The following is a 19,390-nucleotide window of genomic DNA, read 5'->3' on the forward strand; positions in this document are numbered from 1 at the left end:
GCCATCCGCTCCGGCGCCGACGCCCCGCGCCGCCGGTACCCCGCGCCCGCTACGCCCCGGGCGCGTTGTCGCGCCAGTACGTGCCGAAGCCCCACAGGTTGCCCTCGGGGTCGCGCGCCACGTACTCCCGGGACCCGTACTCCTGGTCGGTGGGTGCCACGACGATCTCGGCACCGGCGGCCCGCGTCCGGTCGCAGTGCGCGTCGGGGTCGTCCACGACGACGAACAGCACCTGCGGATGCGGGTCGACGGCCATCGGGCCGCCCTCGCTCCCGTGCGCCGAGGCGACCATGACGGCGCCGTTGCCCAGACTCAGCTCGGCGTGGTCGACCGAGGGCCCCTCCTCCGGGTAGCAGACGTCCAGGCGGAACCCGAACGCCCGCACCAGGAACTCCACGCCGGCCCTGCCGTCGCGGTAGCGCAGCACCGGGAAGATCGTCGGTGTACTCGAACCCATGACCTGCTCCTTCGCCCGTTCGCGTGAATACGGTGCCCACGCTAGGACGGCACCGGTCCGCGGGATTGGACGAATGCGACGTGCAGCGTGTCGCCGCAGGGGGCAGGCCGCCGGGGTCAGCCGACCGCGCCGGCGATGTCGCGGACGCGCTCGGCGCGCAGAACCGTGGGCGTGCACCCGGCGAGCGCGGCGACGTCGCGATTGAGGTGCGCCTGGTCGTAGTAGCCGCACCGCAGCGCGATGTCGGCCAGCGGCGGCGGTTCGGGCGCGTCGATGAGGTCGAGCGCCGCGCGGAAGCGCAGGATGCGCGCCATCGCCTTGGGCGGCAGGCCGGCCAGTTCGTGGAAGCGCGCGGTGAGGTGGCGGCGGCTGTGCCCCGTGGCGGCGCACAGCTGGGCGACGGTCGCCCGGCCCGCCGTGCCGTGCAGGATGTCCCACGCCTCGGCCACCATCGGGTGCGGGGCGCGCGGGTCGCGGCCGGTGCCGAGCCGCGCCAGCAGTGCGGAGTCGAGGATCGCGAAGCGGCGCTCCCACGAGGGGGCCGCGGCGAGGCGCTCGACGAGGCCGCCCGCGCCGGGCCCGAACGCGTCCTCCAGCGCCACCACCTGCCCGGTGAACGCGCGCGTGGGCAGCCCGAAAAGGGCGGGCACGCCCAGCGGGGTGAGGTTGAGCTCCACGCCGCGCTGGGTGCCGGAGTCGGCGGTGAACGCCGCTTCGTCGTGCACCCCCGCGATGAAGGCCGACATCGGGGCGGCGGTGTGGACCGGGTGCGTCCCCCGCTTGACCCAGCCGACCTCGAAGGCCGGTCCGAGGTTGATGATGACGGTCAGGACGCCGCCGGGCGGCTCGCGCCGCCACAGCGGCCGCCCGAGGTCGTAGCGGTACCCCCAGTACCCGCGGACGCAGCGCCGCAGGGCCGGATGCGCCGCGCGCCCGGTGATGCGGGCCGACTCCCCCTCAGCCATACCGCCATTGTCGCGCACCGCACCGCAGGGCGCGAGGGAACACCCGTACGGAAATCACTCCGCGGCGTGCCGTTCCAGGAATGAGTAGACGTCGGTCTCGTCCACACCGGGGAAGGTGCCGGTCGGGAGTGCCGCCAGGACGTGGGAGTGGGCGCGCGCCGACGGCCAGACGTTGCCCTCCCACCGGGCGGCGAGGTCCGCCGGGGGGCGCACGCAGCACTCGCCGTTGGGGCAGTTGGACTTGGTGCGGTGTGTGGTCTCGCGGCCGCGGAACCAGCGCGACTCCTTGTAGGGCACGCCGAGCGTGATGGCGAAGTTGCGCTCGCGGCTGGGGTCGACGTGGGCGACGCACCAGTGGGTGCCGTTGGGCTTGTCGGTGTACTGGTAGTAGATGGAGTAGCGGTCGGGCGAGGCGAAGACCTGGCGGCCCGACCAGTGGCGGCACATGCGCTGCCCCTCGATCGCACCGGAGTCGTCGGTGGGGAACACCAGCCCGTCGTTCTCGTACGCCTTGTAGATGATCCCGGTCTCGTCGTTGCGGATGAAGTGGCAGACCAGGTCGAGGTGGCGGGTCGCGAGGTTCGTGAAGCGGTGCGCCGCCATCTCGTAGGACACCGAGTAGACGTCGCGCAGGTCCTCGACCGAGAGGTCGCGGGCCTTCTTGGCGTCCTGGAGGTAGGGCACCGCCGTCGCGGCGGGGATGAGGACGGCGGCGGCGAAGTAGTTGGCCTCGACCCGCTGGCGGAGGAAGTCGGCGAAGTCGCGCGGCTGGTCGTGGCCGAGCACGAAGTGCCCCAGTGTCTGCAACAGGATGGTGCGGGGGCTGTGCATGCCGAGCGACTCGCGCTTGAGGTAGAGCCTGCGGTTGTGCGTGTCGGTGACGGAGCGGACCGAGCGGGGCAGGTCCTGCACGTAGCGCAGCGTGAAGCCGTGGTGGGTGGCGATCGAGAGGATCTGGCCCTGGGAGATCGCGCCCGTGTTGTAGCCCACGGCGTCGAGGGTCTCCTGGGCGGCCTTCTCGATCCCCTCGAAGAAGTTGCCGCGCTCGCGCATGCGCCGCCGGAGGTCGGCGTTGGCGCGGCGGGCCTGCTCGGGGGTCGCGGTGGGCTTCACGCTGCGCCGCTTCAACTCCTCGTAGAGCCCCACGATGTGTTCGAGGACGTCGTTGGGGACCCGCTTGCCCACGCGCAGGTGCGGCAGGTCGAGGGTCTGGTAGACGGGATCGCGCTGGGCCTCCTCGACGGAGATCTCCAGCTGCGCGCGGCGGCTGGGCGGCTGCCGGGACAGCAGCTCCTGCACCGAGACGCCGAGCGCCTTCGACAGCGCGGTGAGCAGCGAGAGCTTCGGCTCGCGCTTGCCGTTCTCCAGCAGCGAGAGCTGCGACGGCGCCCGGCCGACGCGTTCGCCCAGGTCGGAGAGTGTCATCGAACGCGCGCGGCGTAGGTGTCGGAGCCGCTGGCCGAACGTGACGAGATCCAGATCGCCGGGCAGCTCGGCCGGAAAAGCCGGTATTTCTTCTGCACCAAAGTACGCCATAGCTTGATCCTAGGGAAAGAAGCTCAGAAATTCACTAGGTTCTGCCCCGAAAAACCCTGGATCTTTGCGCAGAATCGTTGTTACCGGCGGGGAACGAAACCCCGGTCCGCTTCCGCACCGGCGGCCGTGCCGCGGCACGGCTCCGGGGCCGCCGCGAAACGGGGCCCCGCGGCAGCGGGCCAGGGCAGGGTCTCCAGCCGGCACACACACCAGGACCGACGCGAGGGCGATCGGACAACCGCGACGCGAAGGCGGGTTGATCATGAGCACCACCAGCCGTATCACGAGCTTGCAGCAGGAAGCCGGCGCCGCACTCCAGCGCGAGTGGGACACCGACCCGCGCTGGGCCGGGATCGAGCGCACCTTCTCCGGCGAGGACGTGATCCGGCTGCGCGGCTCGATCACCGAGGAGCACACCCTCGCCCGCCTGGGCGCCGAGCGGCTGTGGTCGCTGCTGCACAGCGAGGATTACGTCAACACACTGGGCGCCCTCACCGGCAACCAGGCCGTCCAGCAGGTCCGCGCGGGGCTCAAGGCCATCTACCTGTCCGGCTGGCAGGTCGCCGCCGACGCCAACCAGGCCGGCCAGACCTACCCCGACCAGAGCCTCTACCCCGCCAACTCGGTTCCGCAGGTCGTGCGGCGCATCAACAACGCGCTGCTGCGCGCCGACCAGATCACCTGGTCGGAGGGCGACGACAGCGCGCCGCACTGGCTCGCGCCGATCGTCGCCGACGCCGAAGCCGGGTTCGGCGGCGTCCTCAACGCCTACGAGCTGATGAAGAGCATGATCGCCGCGGGCGCAGCGGGGGTCCACTGGGAGGACCAGCTCGCCTCCGAGAAGAAGTGCGGCCACCTCGGCGGGAAGGTCCTCATCCCCACCGGCCAGCACGTCAAGACGTTGAACGCGGCCCGCCTCGCCGCCGATGTGGCCGGCGTCCCCAGCCTGGTCGTGGCGCGCACCGACGCGCAGGCCGCGACGCTCATCACCTCCGACGTCGACGAGCGCGACCGCGCCTTCGTCACCGGGGAGCGCACCGGCGAGGGCTTCTACCGGGTGCGCAACGGCATCGAGGCGTGCGTCTCGCGCGGCCTCGCCTACGCGCCCTACTCGGACCTGCTGTGGATGGAGACCTCGACGCCGGACCTCGAGGTCGCCCGCACCTTCGCCGAGCGGATCAAGGCGGAGCACCCCGACCAGATGCTGGCCTACAACTGCTCGCCGTCGTTCAACTGGAAGCGGCACCTGGACGACGCGACCATCGCCAAGTTCCAGCGCGAACTCGGGCACATGGGCTACACCTTCCAGTTCATCACCCTGGCCGGGTTCCACTCGCTGAACCACTCGATGTTCCACCTCGCCAAGGGCTACGCCGAGAGCGGCATGCGCGCCTACGTGGAGTTGCAGGAGGCGGAGTTCGCCGACGAGGCCGAGGGCTACACCGCGACCCGGCACCAGCGCGAGGTCGGCACGGGCTACTTCGACCAGATCTCGACGGCGATCACGCCCGACGCCTCGACCACGGCGCTGGCCGGCTCCACCGAGGAGGACCAGTTCGCCGCGGCCCACTGACGGCCGCGGCCACCGACCACCCCCCTAGCGCTCCCCTCCGCTTTCCGTGGCTGGGGCGGAGGGGAGCGCACACCGCGCGCACGCCACCCGCGCGCGGCGGTGGCGAGGCAGTGGGGGACCCCCGGCGCGGCGCCGGGGGTCCCCCGTTGCCGTGTCCCGCGGCGGGGAAAGGGGGCATGCGCACGGCCGGCGGCGGCCGGCGATCCCCGACACCGGGCGGAAAACGGGGCGCGTGACGGCGGCGTCGTGCGGCATCCTGTGCGGCATGGGATCCGATGACCGACCCGCACTGCTCGACGGGACCGGCGGCGGCCGCGTCACCTGGGACGCGCTGCCCCCGCGAGTGCGCGCCGCTGTCGAAGAGGGCCTCGGCGCCCCGGTCCTCGAGGCCCGTTCGCAGGCCGGCGGCTTCTCCCCCGGTCTCGCCTCGCGGCTGCTGCTGGCCGACGGCGGCAGGGCCTTCGTCAAGGCCGCCGGGCCGGAGCTCAACCCCGACACCCCCGGCATCCACCGCCGGGAGATCGCCAACGCCGCCGCGATCCCCGCCGCGGCACCGGTGCCGAACCTCCTGTGGTCGCTGGACGAACCCGAGGAGGACGGCGGCTGGGTGGCGCTCGCCTTCGCCGACGTCGACGGGCGCCAGCCGCGGCTCCCCTGGCGCGACGAGGAGCTCGACCGGGTCATCGCCGCGGCCGACGCGCTGCACGACAGCCTGACCCCCGTGCCGCCGGGCACCTTCGACACCGGTCCGTTCCCGGGGTTCGGCTACTGGCGGCGCCTCGCGGCAAAGGGCACCGCGCCCGCCGGGCTCGACCCCTGGTGCCTGCGCAACCTGGACCTGCTCGCGCGCCTCGAGGCCGAGACCCCCGAGGCGGTCGCGGGCGACACGCTACTGCACGGCGACCTGCGCGCCGACAACATCCTGCTCGTCGACGCGCCCGGCACGCCGCACGACGTCGTCTTCGTCGACTGGCCGTGGGCCTGCGTCGGCGCGGCCTGGCTCGACACGCTCATCATGCTGCCCAGCATCGCCATGCAGGGCGGCCCCACCCCCGCCGATGCGGCCGCCCGGATCCCGCGCCTGCGCGCGGCCGACCCCGACGCGGTCACCGCCGTACTGGCCGTCGTGACGGGCTTCCTGCTCGGCCAGTCCCTGCGTCCGCCGCCGCCCGGGCTGCCCACGGTGCGCGGGTTCCAGGCGGCCCAGGGCCGTATCGCCCTCGACTGGCTCCGCACACGCGTACCGGCGTGACGCCGGGCCGCCGGGCCGCCGGGCCGCCGGGTGTAGGAGCGCCCCCAACGACACCAGTGACCCGGACGATAGCGGGTTGGCTACCGTCGCGGCTGCGAAGCACCCGGCGGCAACCCACCCCCTTTCCCCAGGTCGCGTGAACCGCACGCCCCTACTGCGCCCGCTTCGCGGCGTATCGCGCAGCGGGGGCCCGCGACGGCACCGCCTGCCCGGGCGCGCGTGGCCACCGCAATAGGGCACAAGTGGAATGATCAACGCCATGACCGATTCGCGCACCGGCCAGGAGGCCCCGGACCCCGCAGACGACGAGCCGCCCGCGCCGGCGCTCTCGGGCCCCGCAGGCGACGAACCGCCGCGCACGTCGGCGCTCCCGGAGCCCGCGCCGCTCAGTCGGCGGATGCTCGTCGGCGAGGTGCTGGTGGTCCTCGCGCTGTCGCTGGGGGCGTCGGCGATCTCGGCGACGATCTCGTTCATCGGGGCGATCACGGCGCGCGTGTCGCTCTCGCGCCAGACCGCCAGCCTGATCACCTCGCGCGCCGACGGCCGCCCGTGGCTGGACCTCGCCTGGCAGCTCTACTCGCTCGCCTTCGCGCTGGTGCCGGTCGTGCTGGTGGTCTACCTGCTCTACCGGTCGCGGGAGTCGCACCGGACGATGGGATTCGACGCGCGGCGGCCGGCGTTCGACGCCCTTTCGGGCGCCGGGCTCGCCGCTGCGATCGGGGCCGGCGGGCTGCTCGTCTACCTGGTGTCGTACCAGCTCGGGCTGACCGTCCAGGTCAAGCCGAGCGCCCTGCCCGAGAACTGGTGGACGCTGCCGGTGCTCGTCCTCCAGGCGGCGAAGAACGGCGTGCTGGAGGAGGTGATCGTGGTCGGCTACCTGCTGGTGCGGCTGCGCCAGCTCGGCTGGTCGCCCGCCGCCGCGATCGCCCTCAGCTCGGTGCTGCGCGCGTTCTACCACCTCTACCAGGGGGTCGGCATGTTCTTCGGCAACCTGGTCATGGGCGTGGTGTTCGGCTGGTTCTACCACCGCTACGGCCGGGTGATGCCGCTGGTGGTCGCCCACACGGTGATCGACGTCGTGGCGTTCGTCGGCTCGATCTACCTCATCGGCCGGGTCGACTGGCTGCCCGGCGGTTGAACCGCCCGGCCGCCGGGCCCCTGCTCAGGCCGCGACACCGCCGCGGTCGGCCCCGGCGGGCGCTGCGGCGTCCTCCAGGTAGCGGTCGCGGCCGAGGAGCATGCCCGCGGCGAGGTTCAGCGTGGCGATGCCGAGCATCATCGCGATGGGCACCTGCCATCCCCCGGTCAGCTCGTGCAGCAGGCCGAACAGGAACGGGCCGAGCCCCGCCATGAGGTAGCCGATGCTCTGGCTGGAGGCCGACATCGCGGCGGTCCCCGCCGCGGTGCGGGTGCGCACGGCGAAGAAGGTCAGCGCCAGGGGGAACGTGCTCATGCCCAGGCCGATGAGGGTGGCCCAGATCCACACGCCGCCGATCGGCGCGAGCCACAGCCCGGTGAAGCCGGCGACGTAGCAGGCGTAGAACAGGACGATGAAGAGCCGGTGGTCGCGGACGCGCGCCATGAGCGCGGGGAGCGCCAGCGAGGTGGGGATGGACAACGCGGTCAGGTAGGACAGCACGAGCCCCGCGCTGCCCGCGCTCAGCCCGTTGTCGCGCAGCAGTTCGGCGAACCAGCCGAACAGCACGTAGGCGATCGTCGCCTGCGAGCCGAAGAACACCACGCTCTGCCAGCCCATGGCGGTGCGCAGCACCGTGCCGGTGCCGAGTGCCTTGCGGTCGGCCCGCGCCGGGGGTTCGTCGCGCAGGACGAACACCCACGGGAGCACGCCGAGCACGGCCACCAGGGCGTAAGCGCCGATCGCGATGTGCCAGCCGCCCGCGGCCTGCGCCAGGGGCACGGTCCCCGCCGCAGCGCCGGTGGTGCCCAGCGCCAGCCCGGTGGTGTACAGGGTGGTCATTGCGCCCACCCGCTCGGGGAAGTGCTGCTTGATCAGGGTCGGCAGCAGGACGTTGCCGACCGCGCCCCCCGAGAGCGCGACGGCGCTGAACAGCAGGAACAGCCACTGGTCGGTCATGAGCGCCCGTGCGGCCAGGCCGAGCGCGAGCGCGCCGATGGCGCCGACCAGGAGGTGGTGCTCGCCGAACCTGCGGATCATCGCCGGGGTGAGCGCCCCGAACACCGCGAAGCACAGCACGGGCAGGGTGGTGAGGACCCCGGCGACGGCGCTGGACATGCCGAGTCCGGCGGTGACCTCGCCGAGGACCGGCCCGATGCTGGTGATGGCGGTGCGCAGGTTGATGGCCGCGAGACCGACGCCCGCGACCAGCAGCCACGCGACGTTCCGCCGCCGGGGCGGCCCGTGGTGCTGGGAACGGGAGGAACCCGGTGGATTGGGCATCAAGGGGAGGTTCTCACGGACGGTCCGGGACACGGCTGACACACATTCATAGGATGATCGGATGTAGGCTCTAAAGGGTAACGCATCAGCATCCATGGGTCTTCCGGCCCTCGCAACTGGTCTAGGCTCCGCTCTTAACCACTCCGCTCGCACAGCACATCCGGCCGATGCCGCATTCCATCGGCTGCCATCCGCAGGAGGTAAGCGCGTGCCCCTCGCATCAACGCGCCGTACCGGGCTCGTCGACCAGGTCATCAGCCAGCTCCGCGCCCAGATCGACTCGGGAGAGTGGTCCGTCGGCGATCGCATCCCCACGGAGTCCGAGCTGTCCGACCAGCTCGAAGTTGGCCGCAACACCGTACGGGAGGCCGTGCGCGCGCTCGCGCACGCCGGGCTGCTGGAGATCCGCCAGGGCGCCGGCACGTTCGTGCGCGCGTCCAGCGAGCTGGGCGGCGCGCTGCGCCGCCGCCTGGAGCGGTCGCGGCTGCGCGAGAAACTGGAGGTGCGCCGCGCGCTTGAGGTCGAGGCGGCCCGGCTCGCCGCGCTGCACCTCACCGAGGAGGACCGCCTCGCGATCACCGCCGCCATCGCGGCGCGCGACGCGGCGTGGGCCGAGCACGACATGGCGGTGTTCGTCGAGTCCGACTTCGCGTTCCACCGCGCGGTGGTGGCCGCGACCCACAACTCCCTGCTGGTGGAGCTCTACGACGACATCGCCCAGGTGGTCTACGAGAGCATCGCGCACACGGCCTACACGGAGCCGGCCAGCACCGCCACCGTCGACCACAGCGCCCTCGCCGACGCGATCCTCGACGGCGACTCCGCCCGCGCCCTTCGCGAGGCGACCTGCTACCTCGACGAGCTGCTGAGCAAGACCGCCGACTGATCCCGGCGCACCGCAGCCCTTTCCGGCCCGGCGCTCCTGTGCTAACGTTCTCGACTTCGCGGGCGCCCCGGACCTGAGCCCTCTCAGGGCCGTGCCACCTTTTCCTGACGACGAGGAGCACGGCACGGTGCGGGTCCTGTTCGCGGTGTTCAGCTATGAGCTGCGCCGCTTCTCCACTTATCGGGTCGCCACGGCGGCCGGCGTCTTCACCAACAGCGTCTTCGGCGTCATCAACGCCATGGTGCTCCTCGCGGTGTTCGACGCCAAGCCCGAGATCAACGGCTACGTCGCCGAGGACGCCGTCCTCCAGGTCTTCGTCGCCCAGGCGATGATCGGCCCCGTGGCGATCTTCGGCCCGCCGCTCGACCTCGCCGACCGCATCCGCACCGGCGAGATCGCCGTCGACCTGCTCCGCCCGGTCCACCCCCTGCTGTGGTGGCTGGCGCACGACCTCGGCCGCGCGGCGTTCAGCCTCGCCTTCCGCAGCGCGCCGACGTTCACGGTGGGGCTGCTGGTCTTCGCGCTGCCGCCCCCGGCGGCCCCCGAGCAGTGGGCGGGCTTCGCCGCCGCGATCCTGCTGGCCACCCTCGTCGGTTTCGGCCTGCGCTACCTCTACGCCATCTCGGGGTTCTGGCTCATGGACACCCGCGGCGTGCACGCCACCGCCTGGCTGCTCGGCACGTTCGCGTCGGGGATGGTGCTGCCGCTGGTGCTGTTCCCCGACGCCATGGCCCAGGTGCTGCGGCTGCTGCCCTTCGCGGCGCTCGTGCAGGTACCGGCAGAGATCCTGATGGACAAGGCCACCCTGCCCGGCGGGACGATCGCGGGCGGGCTGGCCTACCAGGCGGCGTGGGCGGCGGCGCTGATCGCCATCGGCACGCTGCTGACCGCCCGCGCCACCCGCAAGGTGGTGGTCCAGGGTGGCTGAGCCGAGCACGGCGCGCACGCTCACCACCGAGCCGCGCCGCACCCCGCCCGCGCCCCGCTCCGTGGGCGCCTACCCCCTGCTCGCGTGGACCTGGATGCGGGCCATGGCGCAGTACCCGGTGTCGCTGCTCCTGCTCACCTTCGGCCAGGCCGCCAGTACCGGCCTGGAGCTCACCGCGCTGTTCTTCGTGTTCGGCCACGCCCATCAGCTCGCCGGGTTCGGCATCAACGAGGCGCTGCTCATCTACGGCCTGGCCGGGGTGGCGTTCTGCCTCGCCGACTTCTTCATGGGGTCGGTGGAGCGGCTGGGCGAGCACGTCCGCAAGGGCAGCTTCGACACCATGCTCGTGCGCCCCGTCTCCCCGCTGGTGCAGTTGGCGACCGACGAGTTCTCGCCGCGGCGGCTGGGCAAGGTCGTCCCCGCCGTCGCGGCGCTCTGCTACGCGCTGGCGGTCCTCGACATCGACTGGACCCCGGCGCGGATCCTGATGCTGCCGGTGCTGATCGTGTCCTCGATCGTCATCTGCTGCTGCGTCTGGACGCTGGGCGCCTCCATCCAGTTCTTCATCGCCGACGCCCGCGAGGTCGCGAACTCCGTCACCTACGGCGGCCAGGCCATGACCGAGTACCCGCTCGCGATCTACGGCCGGAGCGTGGTCCGCACGGCGACCTTCGTCGTGCCCCTCGCGTTCGCCAGCTGGCAGCCCGCGCTGTTCCTGCTCGACCGCCCCGACCCCACCGGCCTGCCCGAGTGGCTGCGCTACGCGGCACCGGGGGTCGCACTGCTGATGTCCCTCGCCGCCACGCTCGCCTGGCGCACCGGCCTGCGCCACTACCGTTCCACCGGGAGCTGATCACCATGCCCGACCTGCCCGCCGCGGCGGCACACCCCGCCCCCGCCGACCCCATTGTCGACGTCCGCGGCCTGGGGCGGTCCTTCACCGTGTCCGAAGGGCCGTTCCTCCGGCGCACCCGGCGCACGGTCCACGCGGTCGCCGATGTGGGCTTCACCGTGCCCCGCGGCGCGATCGTGGGCTACCTCGGCCCCAACGGCGCGGGCAAGTCCACCACCATGAAGATGCTGACCGGCATCCTCTCGCCCAGCTCCGGCACGGTGCGGGTGGCAGGGCTGGAGCCGGCCCGCCAGCGCACCCGGCTCGCCGCGCGCATCGGCGTGGTGTTCGGCCAGCGCACCACCCTGTGGTGGGACCTCCCGCTGCGCGACAGTCTCGCGCTCACCCGGCACCTGTACCACGTCCCGGCCACCGACCACGCGCGGCGCCTCGCCGAGCTCACGGAGCTGCTCGAACTCGGCCCGTTCCTGCGCACACCCGTGCGCCAGCTCAGCCTCGGCCAGCGCATGCGCGGCGACCTCACGGCCGCGCTGCTGCACGACCCGGAGCTGCTGGTCCTGGACGAGCCCACGATCGGCCTGGACGTGGTCAGCAAGTCCACGATCCGGGAGTTCCTGCTGAAGCTGAACGCCGAGCGCGGCACCACGATCCTGCTCACGACGCACGACCTCGGCGACGTCGAGCGGCTGTGCCGGCGGGTGATGGTGATCGACCACGGGCGGCTGGCGTTCGACGGCGACATCGCGGCGCTGCGCGACTCCGCACCGGCACCGCGCACCCTGGTGGTCGACCTCGCCGCGCCGACCGCGCCGATCACGGTCGCCGGGGCCCGCTGCGTCGCCGTCGAGGGGCCCCGCCAGTGGCTGGAGCTCGACGCGAACCCGGCGGCGGTCATCGCCGCTGTCGCGGCCGAGCACGAGGTCGCCGACCTCACCCTGCGCGAACCCGACATCGAGGAGGTGGTGGCGGACCTGTACCGGCGGCCGGCCGGCGAGCGCGGCCGCATCACCGCGTGACCGGCGGCCGGAATTGGCGGTGCCCCCGACTCACTGGTAGAGCTGCACCATGGGCACCGCACTCCTCGCCATCTCCGGCATCGTCGTTTCACTCGCCTTCATCGGCGGGCTGTGGTATGTCCTCGGCCGCGGCGACCGCATCCGGCGCGCCCGGCGCGCCGAGCACGGGGTCCGCGCGAACGCCGTGGTCGCGCGCGTCGACCCGATGGCGACGGGTCGGGGCCGAGGGTACGAACAGCCCTTCCACCTGCGGTTCACCGACACCCGTGGGAACGCGCAGACCCAGCGGCTCACGGCCGGGTTCGGCGGGATCGTCCCGGTCGTGGGGTGGCGGGTCGGGGTGGTGTTCGACCCCGACGACCCTGCGAACGTGGCGATCGAGGAGAACCCCTACCTGCACGGCCTGACCGGCGCGCCGGCCGCCGACCGGGGCCGGGCCGCGCGCGTTGCCGTGATCCTGGCGATCGTCGTCGCCCTGCTCTTCGCGGGACTCGGCACCGCCTGCGTCCTCGTCGAAGGGCCGGACCGCAGCAGGTACGTCCTCGCGGCCATCGGCCTGTTCTTCTGCGCCGCGACCGTGCTGCCGCTGAGCCTTGCCGCCTGGATGCTCCGCTCTGTGCTGCGCATGCGCCGACGCGGCGTCACCACCACCGGAACGGTCACCCACAGCTGGACGGAGCGGCGCCGGAGCTCCAACGGCGGCACCTCGAGGGTGCACCTCTACGTCGTCCTGTTCGACCTGCCCGACGGCAGGCAGGTACACCGGCGCGCACCCGAATCCGGCAGTCGGTCCAAGCACACGCCGGGCCGCCGGCTGGAGGTGGCGTTCGACCCGGCCGACCCCACGGTGTTCCAGACGGGGTCGCTGGGGCGAAGGCTGCTCGTACCGATCGTCATCCTGGCGCTCGGCGGGGTGTTCGCGGTGCTCGGAATCGCGTTCACCGCGACCGGTCTGACCGCGCCCGGCGTCTTCTGAGTGCGGGAACACCGCCGGCGACAAACCCTACTGAGCAGTAACCGAGAGTCATCCGGGCGGTGCCGATTTGGCCGAATCCGGTCGCACACCCCCCTTGCCCGACATCAGGACCCAAGGGTTGCAATGCGTGTATGAACCAAACGTTTCTGTGCACGATGATTACCAACTGTCACTGATGTATTCATTTCGGTCATCCATGCCTAAGGTTCTCGACGTGCGGTGCGACAGCGCCGCGGCAGAAGGTGCCCGCCCCCACACCGTTGCGGGCACCGTCCGTCTGCGAGCAGGAGGAACCACGTGGATCGAATTTCAGGAAAGCGCACCGCTCTCGGGGTCGCGACGGCCTCGTTGCTCGTTCTCCCCATGGGCGCTCTCGGCGCCGGCGCGGCCAATGCCGACGAAATCGCCCCGCTGAAGTCGGCCGGTGCGGACGCGGTCGCGGGCGAGTACATCGTGGTCCTGGAGGACGGTGTCTCGACCACCAAGGCGGCACCGGCCGACCTCGGGATCGCGAAGAAGGACGTCAACCACACCTACAACGCCGCCGTGCAGGGCTACGCCGCCGACTTGAGCGAGAAGAAGCTCGACGAGGTGCGCGGCAGCTCCGAGGTCGCGTTCGTCGAAGAGGTCGGCACGGTCGAGGCGAACGAGGTCACCTGGGGCCTCGACCGCATCGACCAGGAGGCCCTCCCCCTCGACGGTGCCTATGAGACCACCGCCAAGGGCAAGGGGACCAACGCCTACATCATCGACACCGGCATCGACGTCGAGCACGAGGACTTCGGCGGCCGCGCCGAGGTCGGGCACGACGCCACCGGCGGCGACGGCGCCGACGGCCAGGGGCACGGCACGCACGTCGCCGGCACCGTGGGCAGCAAGACCTACGGCGTCGCCCCCGAGGCGAACCTGTTCGGCGTGAAGGTCCTCGGCGACGACGGTTCGGGCACGACCGACGACGTCGTCGCGGGCATCGACTGGGTGACCGAGAACGCCGGCGAGAACGCGGTGGCGAACCTGTCGCTGGGCGGCGGGGCCTCGCAGGCCATCGACGACGCGGTCAACTCGCTCGCCGAGTCGGGCACGTTCGTCGCGGTCGCGGCCGGCAACGAGAGTGCCGACGCGGGCAACTCCTCCCCGGCGCGCGCCGAGGGTGTTGCCACCGTCGCGGCCGGCGACGAGACCGACACCTCCGCCGAGTTCACCAACTTCGGCGAGGCCGTCGACATCTACGCGCCCGGTGTGGGCATCGAGTCGACCGTTCCCGGCGGCGGCACGGAGGCGCTCGACGGCACCTCGATGGCGAGCCCGCACGTGGCCGGTGCGGCCGCGCTGTACAAGTCCGCCGAAGGCGACGCCGACCAGGCGACCATCCAGTCCTACCTGGTCGACAACGCGACGTCCGACGCGCTCCAGGGCGTCCCGGACGCCACGGTGAACAAGCTGCTCAACGTGTCCGGTCTGTGAGTTCCCCGCACATTCTCAGGCTGGACACCGCCGGACCGCGCCGCTGAGCGGCGCGCGGACGGCAGCAGGAGAGGGCCCCGGCGCACCAGCGCCGGGGCCCTCGGCCTTCGGTCACCGCGTTCGGCGCGCGGTCGGCCGGCGCACGCGGCACACGTTCGGCCGACTCGTTCGCCGCGGTCAGCCGGCGCGTTCGGCCGACGTCGGGGCCGGCCGCCGGCCGCCGTCCCAGCCGGCGACCCGTGTCGGGTCGAGGTGCAGCAGGTCCAGCGTCGACCCGCCGGAGCACACGGCCGCCAGGATCTCCTCGTCGCGGGAGACGGCGCGGAGGGTCTCGTCCACGATCGCGGCGACCCTCCCGCGCGGCAGGCACACGACGCCGTCGTCGTCGGCGACGATCCAGTCGCCGCGCCGGACGCCGGTGGGCGCAGGCTCGCCCGCCATGAACACCTCCTGACCGACGGCGCCCCCGGCGTCGTGGCCCGCGGTGCGCACCGAGACGCCCGCGGCGACGACCGGCAGCCCGGTGCGCGCGATTGCGGCGACGTCGCGCACGCAGCCGTCGATGACGATCGCCGCGAGCCCGCGCATCGCCGCGGCGACGGCGAGGATCTCGTCGACGTAGCCGTACTCGGGGTCGGCCGCCGCGTCGACCACCAGGGCGGCGCCCTGGGGGGCCTGCGCGACAGCGACGTGGATCGCCAGGTTGTCGCCTGGCGCGCACCGCACCGGCAGGACCGTCGCCGCGAACGGCGCACCCGCGGCGAGGGTGAAGAGGTGGCCGCCCAGGGGGCGGCCCCCGCTCCGGGTGAGGGCCGTCGTGCCCACTGCCGTCAAGGATTCCGCTAGAGCCACGTCAGCCTCCCGATGAACCGCGCTGTGCCGGGTGCGCCCGCTGCGGACGCTGCTCCGCGCCGCTCGTCCGCGCGGCGGCCCGCGGGGGCGGGGCGGGTGGATCCGGAACGGGTCCGCGAAGGCCCGGCCCTCTACATACTCACGGGTAACTTAGAGTCGGCGCAAGACGTTCCGCCCGGAAAAAAGCCAAAAATGCTACCGGCGGTTACAGTGGTGCGCGCGCGGCCGGGCGGGACCCGATCAGGACCCCGCCAGAGCGGCCACGGCGTCCAGCGCGGAGCGGGCCGCGGCGACGTCGTGGACCCGGAACACCCTGGCGCCCTCCCACGCGGAGACCGCGAGCACCGCGAGGGTGCCGGCCAGCCGGTCGGTCACCGCGGCGTCGAGGGTCTCGCCGATGAAGTCCTTGTTCGACACCGCGACGAGGACCGGCCAGCCGGACCCCGCCAGTTCGCCCAGGCGCCGCGTGAGCTCCAGCGAGTGGTAGGTGTTCTTGCCGAAGTCGTGCGTCGGGTCGATCATGACCCGGTCGGGGTCGACCCCGAGCCCGACCGCGCGTTCGGCCAGCCCGGTGACGGTGCCCACGACGTCGGCCATGACGTCCTCGTAGGCCACCCGGTGCGGGTCGGTGCGCGGCGCGAGTCCGCCGCTGTGACTGCACACCAGCGCGAGGCCGTGCTCGGCCGCCACCGCGGCGAGACCGGGGTCGGCGCCGGCCCAGGTGTCGTTGATCATGTCGGCGCCGGCCTCGGCGCACTCGCCGCCCACCCGGGCGCGCCAGGTGTCGACCGAGATGACGACGCCCGGATGGCGCTCCCGCAGCGCCGCGACGAACGGCACCGTGCGGCGGATCTCCTCCGCGGCGGAGACGTGCGCGCCGTAGCCGGCCTTCACCCCGCCCACGTCGATGATGTCGGCGCCGCGCTCCACCGCGGTGTCGACGGCGCGCATGGCCGAGGCGAAGCCGAACGTGGCGCCCTTGTCGTAGAAGGAGTCGGGCGTGCGGTTCACGACCGCCATGACCGCGTGGTCGCCGGGGCCGAACACGCGGCCGCCCAGCCGCAGCCGCCCCGACGGGACCCGCGCGGCCGACCCCTCCCCCCGGTCCTGCTCCTGCCCTGCCCGGCTCATCGTGCTCGCTCCCCCTCTGCGGTACCGGCCGTGGGCGCCGCCGGACGCGCCCCCTCCCCTAGCCGGGCACGCCGTGCCGTGCGACCGGCAGCACCGGGCCGCGTTCGGGAGCACCCGGGATGGGCGCGGGCGCCCCGGCCGCGACCTGCTCGACCGCCGCGGGCACGCCGACGCGGTGCTGCTCCTTGACCACCGCCAAATGCTCCCAGGTCTCGACCTCGCTCACCTCAGGGTGCGAACGGATCGTCTCCAGCGCCTCCACCAGGGTAGGGCGGTCGGCGGCGCTGGCGTTGCCGACCAGGTCGAACCGGCCGAACCCGGTCGCGGCGAAGGACACCCCCGGCATCGCGCCGAGCGCGGTACCGATCGCGGCGGCGTCGCCCCGGCAGCACAGGCCGAAGCCCAGCTCCTCGTTGGCCCCGACGGCGGACGGCTCGATCAGGGCGGTCACGTGGACCACCCCGGCGTCGATGAGCCGCACCACCCGCGACCGCGCGGCGGCCTGGGACAGCCCGACGTGGCGGGCGAGCGCCGCGTAGGACGCCCTGCCGTCGCGCTGGAGGTGCCTGATGAGCCGCCAGTCGAGCGGGTCGATCGGGATCTCGCGGAGCCTGCGCACGCTGGCGTAGGCGTCCCTGACGATCGCGTCGGCCCGGAAGGTCTCGGCCGCCATGACACCCGGCAGCCCGCGCAGTTCGGCGAGCTCGGCGGCGAGCGCGGCGTCGTCGCGGACCCTGACGTGCGCGACAGCGGAGTAGCGTCCCGCTGTCTGCGCGGCGAAGACCACGGAATCGCGTTCCGCGAGCTCCTTCATGAGCGGGGTCACCGGTCCGATGACCCTGAACGAGACGTGCCCGAACACCTCCATTCCCAGAACACCTGCGTGCAGGACCCCGACGATCCGGATGGCGCCGGCACCGACGAGCTGCCGTACACGGGCTCGTACCGCGGTGCGCGACAGACCTACGCCATCGGCAAGGGCCTGATATGTCGCTCTTCCGTCCCCCTGCAGCGCTCCTACGAGCGCGGCATCGACCGCATCAAGCACGACGAATGCCTTTCATCATTTCAATGACGGCGTCCTTCTCCCCCCGGACACCGCCCCCTCTTGCGGCCAGATCATTGCAGTTGTAGCGCGACTTAACTACCGATCGCCAAAGAAACAAGGACGACTTTGGTCGAATACGCTTCTGGAGCCGGACATCGTCACACGGGGCTTGACATAACAGACACGTGACGGACGGGAACCGGTTCGCTCACCGCGGTGCCAACAACCCTCGCAAACCACGACACTTGAGACGGATCGACAACTCACGACACAGGTGAACCTTTAGGGCGGCTAAGGGATCATACGGAGTCAGGACCCGTCTTCCCCCTCATCAAGGGGCAAGTCCGGGCAACGATCACGTCATATCAGGTTGATCCCTCCGCTGTGCGGTAGTGAACGGGGACCGGCGCTTGGCGCGCGCGGCCGCGCCGAGCGGTCCCGTCGCGCTCAGAGGGGTCAAGGGCGCCGGGGCGCCTCCACTACATGGGGACGGAAAGGAAGCAGATGGCCGAGCAGGAGGACGAGGGGCGCAACTCCTCGGCGGCGAAGCGCCCCATGGGCACCATGCGGGCGCTGCTGTGGACCACGGGCTCGGTGTTCATCCCGGGGATCGCCCACCTGCGCACCGGGCGCAAGGCCGCGGGGGCGGTCATCCTCGGCGCGTACCTGCTGCTCGTCGCGGCCGCCGTGGTCGCGGCCGTGCTGGTCAGCGGCGACCTCGCCAGCGGGGCCCGGCTCGGCCTCCAGAGCCGGTGGCTCCTGACCGCGGCCGGGGTCGCGTTCGTCGTCGCCGTGCTGTGGATGACCGTGATCGTCCACTCGTGGTCCATCACCCGCCCGCCGGGCCGGCGCTGGGGGGTGCGCGTCCTCAGCTCCTCGCTGGTCCTCGTGCTGTGCCTCGCCATCGCCGCCCCCGCCGGCGCGGTCATGTACGCCTCCTACACCTTCTACGACGCCATGACCACCGTCTTCGGCAACGAGCCCGGCGACGTCCCGCACAACGCCGCCGACCCGTGGAACGGCCAGGACCGGGTCAACGTCCTGCTGCTCGGCGGCGACTCCGGCGACAACCGGTACGGCACGCGCACCGACTCCATGATGGTGGCCAGCATCGACGTCAAGTACGGCGACGTCGTGCTCATCGGCCTGCCCCGCAACCTGGAGAGCGTCCAGTTCCCCAAGGGCTCCGCCCTCGCCGAGCGCTACCCGCCGCCCGCCGGGTTCACCGACCTGCTGAACGAGGTGTACCAGGCCGTCGCCGACGACCCCAAGAAGCTGGCCATCGACCCCGACGCCTCCGACCCCGCCGCCGACACCCTGAAGCAGGTCATCAGCGACTCCATCGGCCAGGAGATCGACTACTACACCCTCGTCGACATGTACGGCTTCGCCAAGATGATCGACGCCGTCGGCGGCATCGACGTCCACGTCGACGAGCCCATCCCCTACGGCCTCGAAGGCAAGGTCATCGAATCCGGCGACCAGCACCTCACCGGCGACGAAGCCATGTGGTACGGCCGCAGCCGCACCAACAGCGACGACTACTCGCGCATGGGCCGCCAGGGCTGCCTGATCAAGTACGTCGCCGAGCAGGCCGACCCCGCGACCCTCCTCACCAGCTTCCAGGACCTCGCCGGGGCGACCAAGCGCACCTTCCGCACCGACATCCCCCAGTCGAAGGTGCCGCACTTCGTCGACCTCGCCCAGCAGGTCTCCGAAGGCAACATGAAGACCTTCCAGCTGTCGCCGCCCCAGGTCAACACCGCGAACCCCGACTGGAAGAAGATCCGCACCCTGGTCGACGACGCGGTCCAGGAGCAGGAGGACGCCCAGGGCTCCGACGCCGGCCCCGACGACCAGGAGCCCAGCCCGTCCGCGTCCCCGAAGGACGAGACCGCCGAGCCGGGCGGCGGCGAGCCCTCCGCGTCGCCCACCACCCCCGGCCGCCAGGTCGGCGACGAGGCCACCTCCCTCGAAAAGCTCTGCCCCTGACCAGCCCCTGACCTGCCCTGCGGCGAAACCCCGGCCGGCCCG

General features: G+C 72.3%; 17 protein-coding genes. 10 read left to right on the forward strand and 7 right to left on the reverse strand.

What is annotated here, in order from left to right; genetic code table 11:
* Positions 1 to 49 precede the first annotated feature (49 nt).
* The 3 genes from CLV63_RS04155 to CLV63_RS04165 all read right to left on the reverse strand — a co-directional run bounded on the left by CLV63_RS04155 (position 50) and on the right by CLV63_RS04165 (position 2,913).
* Positions 50 to 457, reverse strand: a complete 408-nt coding sequence (locus CLV63_RS04155) for a VOC family protein (RefSeq protein WP_106581514.1) — start codon at positions 455 to 457, stop codon at positions 50 to 52.
* A gap of 116 nt (positions 458 to 573) precedes the next feature.
* Positions 574 to 1,422: an AraC family transcriptional regulator gene (locus CLV63_RS04160; protein ID WP_106581515.1), complete on the reverse strand. Its 849-nt coding sequence runs from the start codon at positions 1,420 to 1,422 to the stop codon at positions 574 to 576.
* 54 nt (positions 1,423 to 1,476) lie between these two features.
* Complete coding sequence (locus CLV63_RS04165) at positions 1,477 to 2,913, reverse strand: helix-turn-helix domain-containing protein (protein WP_106581702.1); 1,437 nt, start codon at positions 2,911 to 2,913, stop codon at positions 1,477 to 1,479.
* Between the two features lie 307 nt (positions 2,914 to 3,220).
* On the opposite strand from CLV63_RS04165, the gene aceA reads away from it, so the two are divergent.
* From aceA to CLV63_RS04180, 3 genes are all read left to right on the forward strand, one after another.
* Positions 3,221 to 4,531 (forward strand): isocitrate lyase, encoded by a 1,311-nt coding sequence (aceA, locus tag CLV63_RS04170; protein WP_106581703.1) that lies wholly within the window; start codon positions 3,221 to 3,223, stop codon positions 4,529 to 4,531.
* 265 nt (positions 4,532 to 4,796) lie between these two features.
* A complete protein-coding gene (locus tag CLV63_RS04175; RefSeq protein WP_106581704.1) occupies positions 4,797 to 5,783 on the forward strand; it encodes a phosphotransferase in 987 nt (328 codons plus the stop codon).
* 259 nt (positions 5,784 to 6,042) lie between these two features.
* Positions 6,043 to 6,921, forward strand: a complete 879-nt coding sequence (locus CLV63_RS04180) for a CPBP family intramembrane glutamic endopeptidase (protein WP_106581516.1) — start codon at positions 6,043 to 6,045, stop codon at positions 6,919 to 6,921.
* 24 nt (positions 6,922 to 6,945) lie between these two features.
* On the opposite strand, the gene CLV63_RS04185 is transcribed toward CLV63_RS04180, so the two are convergent.
* On the reverse strand, positions 6,946 to 8,202 hold the full coding sequence (locus CLV63_RS04185) for a CynX/NimT family MFS transporter (RefSeq protein ID WP_106581517.1): 1,257 nt from the start codon (positions 8,200 to 8,202) through the stop codon (positions 6,946 to 6,948).
* A gap of 208 nt (positions 8,203 to 8,410) precedes the next feature.
* Here CLV63_RS04185 and CLV63_RS04190 point away from each other — a divergent pair, with 208 nt between their 5' ends.
* From CLV63_RS04190 to CLV63_RS04215, 6 genes are all read left to right on the forward strand, one after another.
* Complete coding sequence (locus tag CLV63_RS04190; protein WP_106581518.1) at positions 8,411 to 9,088, forward strand: FadR/GntR family transcriptional regulator; 678 nt, start codon at positions 8,411 to 8,413, stop codon at positions 9,086 to 9,088.
* Between the two features lie 127 nt (positions 9,089 to 9,215).
* Positions 9,216 to 10,016 (forward strand): ABC transporter permease, encoded by an 801-nt coding sequence (locus CLV63_RS04195; RefSeq protein ID WP_106581519.1) that lies wholly within the window; start codon positions 9,216 to 9,218, stop codon positions 10,014 to 10,016.
* A gap of 94 nt (positions 10,017 to 10,110) precedes the next feature.
* Positions 10,111 to 10,869: an ABC transporter permease gene (locus CLV63_RS04200; protein WP_106581705.1), complete on the forward strand. Its 759-nt coding sequence runs from the start codon at positions 10,111 to 10,113 to the stop codon at positions 10,867 to 10,869.
* Positions 10,870 to 10,874: 5 nt separating this feature from the next.
* Entirely contained in the window at positions 10,875 to 11,885 is a 1,011-nt protein-coding gene (locus CLV63_RS04205; protein ID WP_106581520.1) for an ABC transporter ATP-binding protein, read from the forward strand.
* 49 nt (positions 11,886 to 11,934) lie between these two features.
* Entirely contained in the window at positions 11,935 to 12,861 is a 927-nt protein-coding gene (locus tag CLV63_RS04210) for a DUF3592 domain-containing protein (RefSeq protein ID WP_106581521.1), read from the forward strand.
* Positions 12,862 to 13,158: 297 nt separating this feature from the next.
* Positions 13,159 to 14,325 carry a S8 family peptidase gene (locus CLV63_RS04215; protein WP_394339739.1) on the forward strand — a complete coding sequence of 389 codons (1,167 nt, stop codon included), beginning with the start codon at positions 13,159 to 13,161 and terminating at the stop codon, positions 14,323 to 14,325.
* Between the two features lie 177 nt (positions 14,326 to 14,502).
* Here CLV63_RS04215 and CLV63_RS04220 read toward each other — a convergent pair whose 3' ends face one another.
* The 3 genes from CLV63_RS04220 to CLV63_RS04230 all read right to left on the reverse strand — a co-directional run bounded on the left by CLV63_RS04220 (position 14,503) and on the right by CLV63_RS04230 (position 17,356).
* Positions 14,503 to 15,150, reverse strand: coding sequence for an RraA family protein (locus CLV63_RS04220; protein WP_106581523.1), 648 nt, complete (start codon positions 15,148 to 15,150; stop codon positions 14,503 to 14,505).
* 267 nt (positions 15,151 to 15,417) lie between these two features.
* On the reverse strand, positions 15,418 to 16,308 hold the full coding sequence (gene folP / locus CLV63_RS04225) for a dihydropteroate synthase (protein WP_106581524.1): 891 nt from the start codon (positions 16,306 to 16,308) through the stop codon (positions 15,418 to 15,420).
* 58 nt (positions 16,309 to 16,366) lie between these two features.
* Positions 16,367 to 17,356: an Lrp/AsnC family transcriptional regulator gene (locus tag CLV63_RS04230; protein WP_106581525.1), complete on the reverse strand. Its 990-nt coding sequence runs from the start codon at positions 17,354 to 17,356 to the stop codon at positions 16,367 to 16,369.
* 504 nt (positions 17,357 to 17,860) lie between these two features.
* Here CLV63_RS04230 and CLV63_RS04235 point away from each other — a divergent pair.
* Positions 17,861 to 19,348 carry an LCP family protein gene (locus CLV63_RS04235; protein ID WP_245928569.1) on the forward strand — a complete coding sequence of 496 codons (1,488 nt, stop codon included), beginning with the start codon at positions 17,861 to 17,863 and terminating at the stop codon, positions 19,346 to 19,348.
* The last annotated feature ends 42 nt before the right edge of the window (positions 19,349 to 19,390 follow it).

Origin of the sequence: Murinocardiopsis flavida, from assembly GCF_003014485.1 — a bacterium.
Lineage (GTDB): Bacteria > Actinomycetota > Actinomycetes > Streptosporangiales > Streptosporangiaceae > Murinocardiopsis > Murinocardiopsis flavida.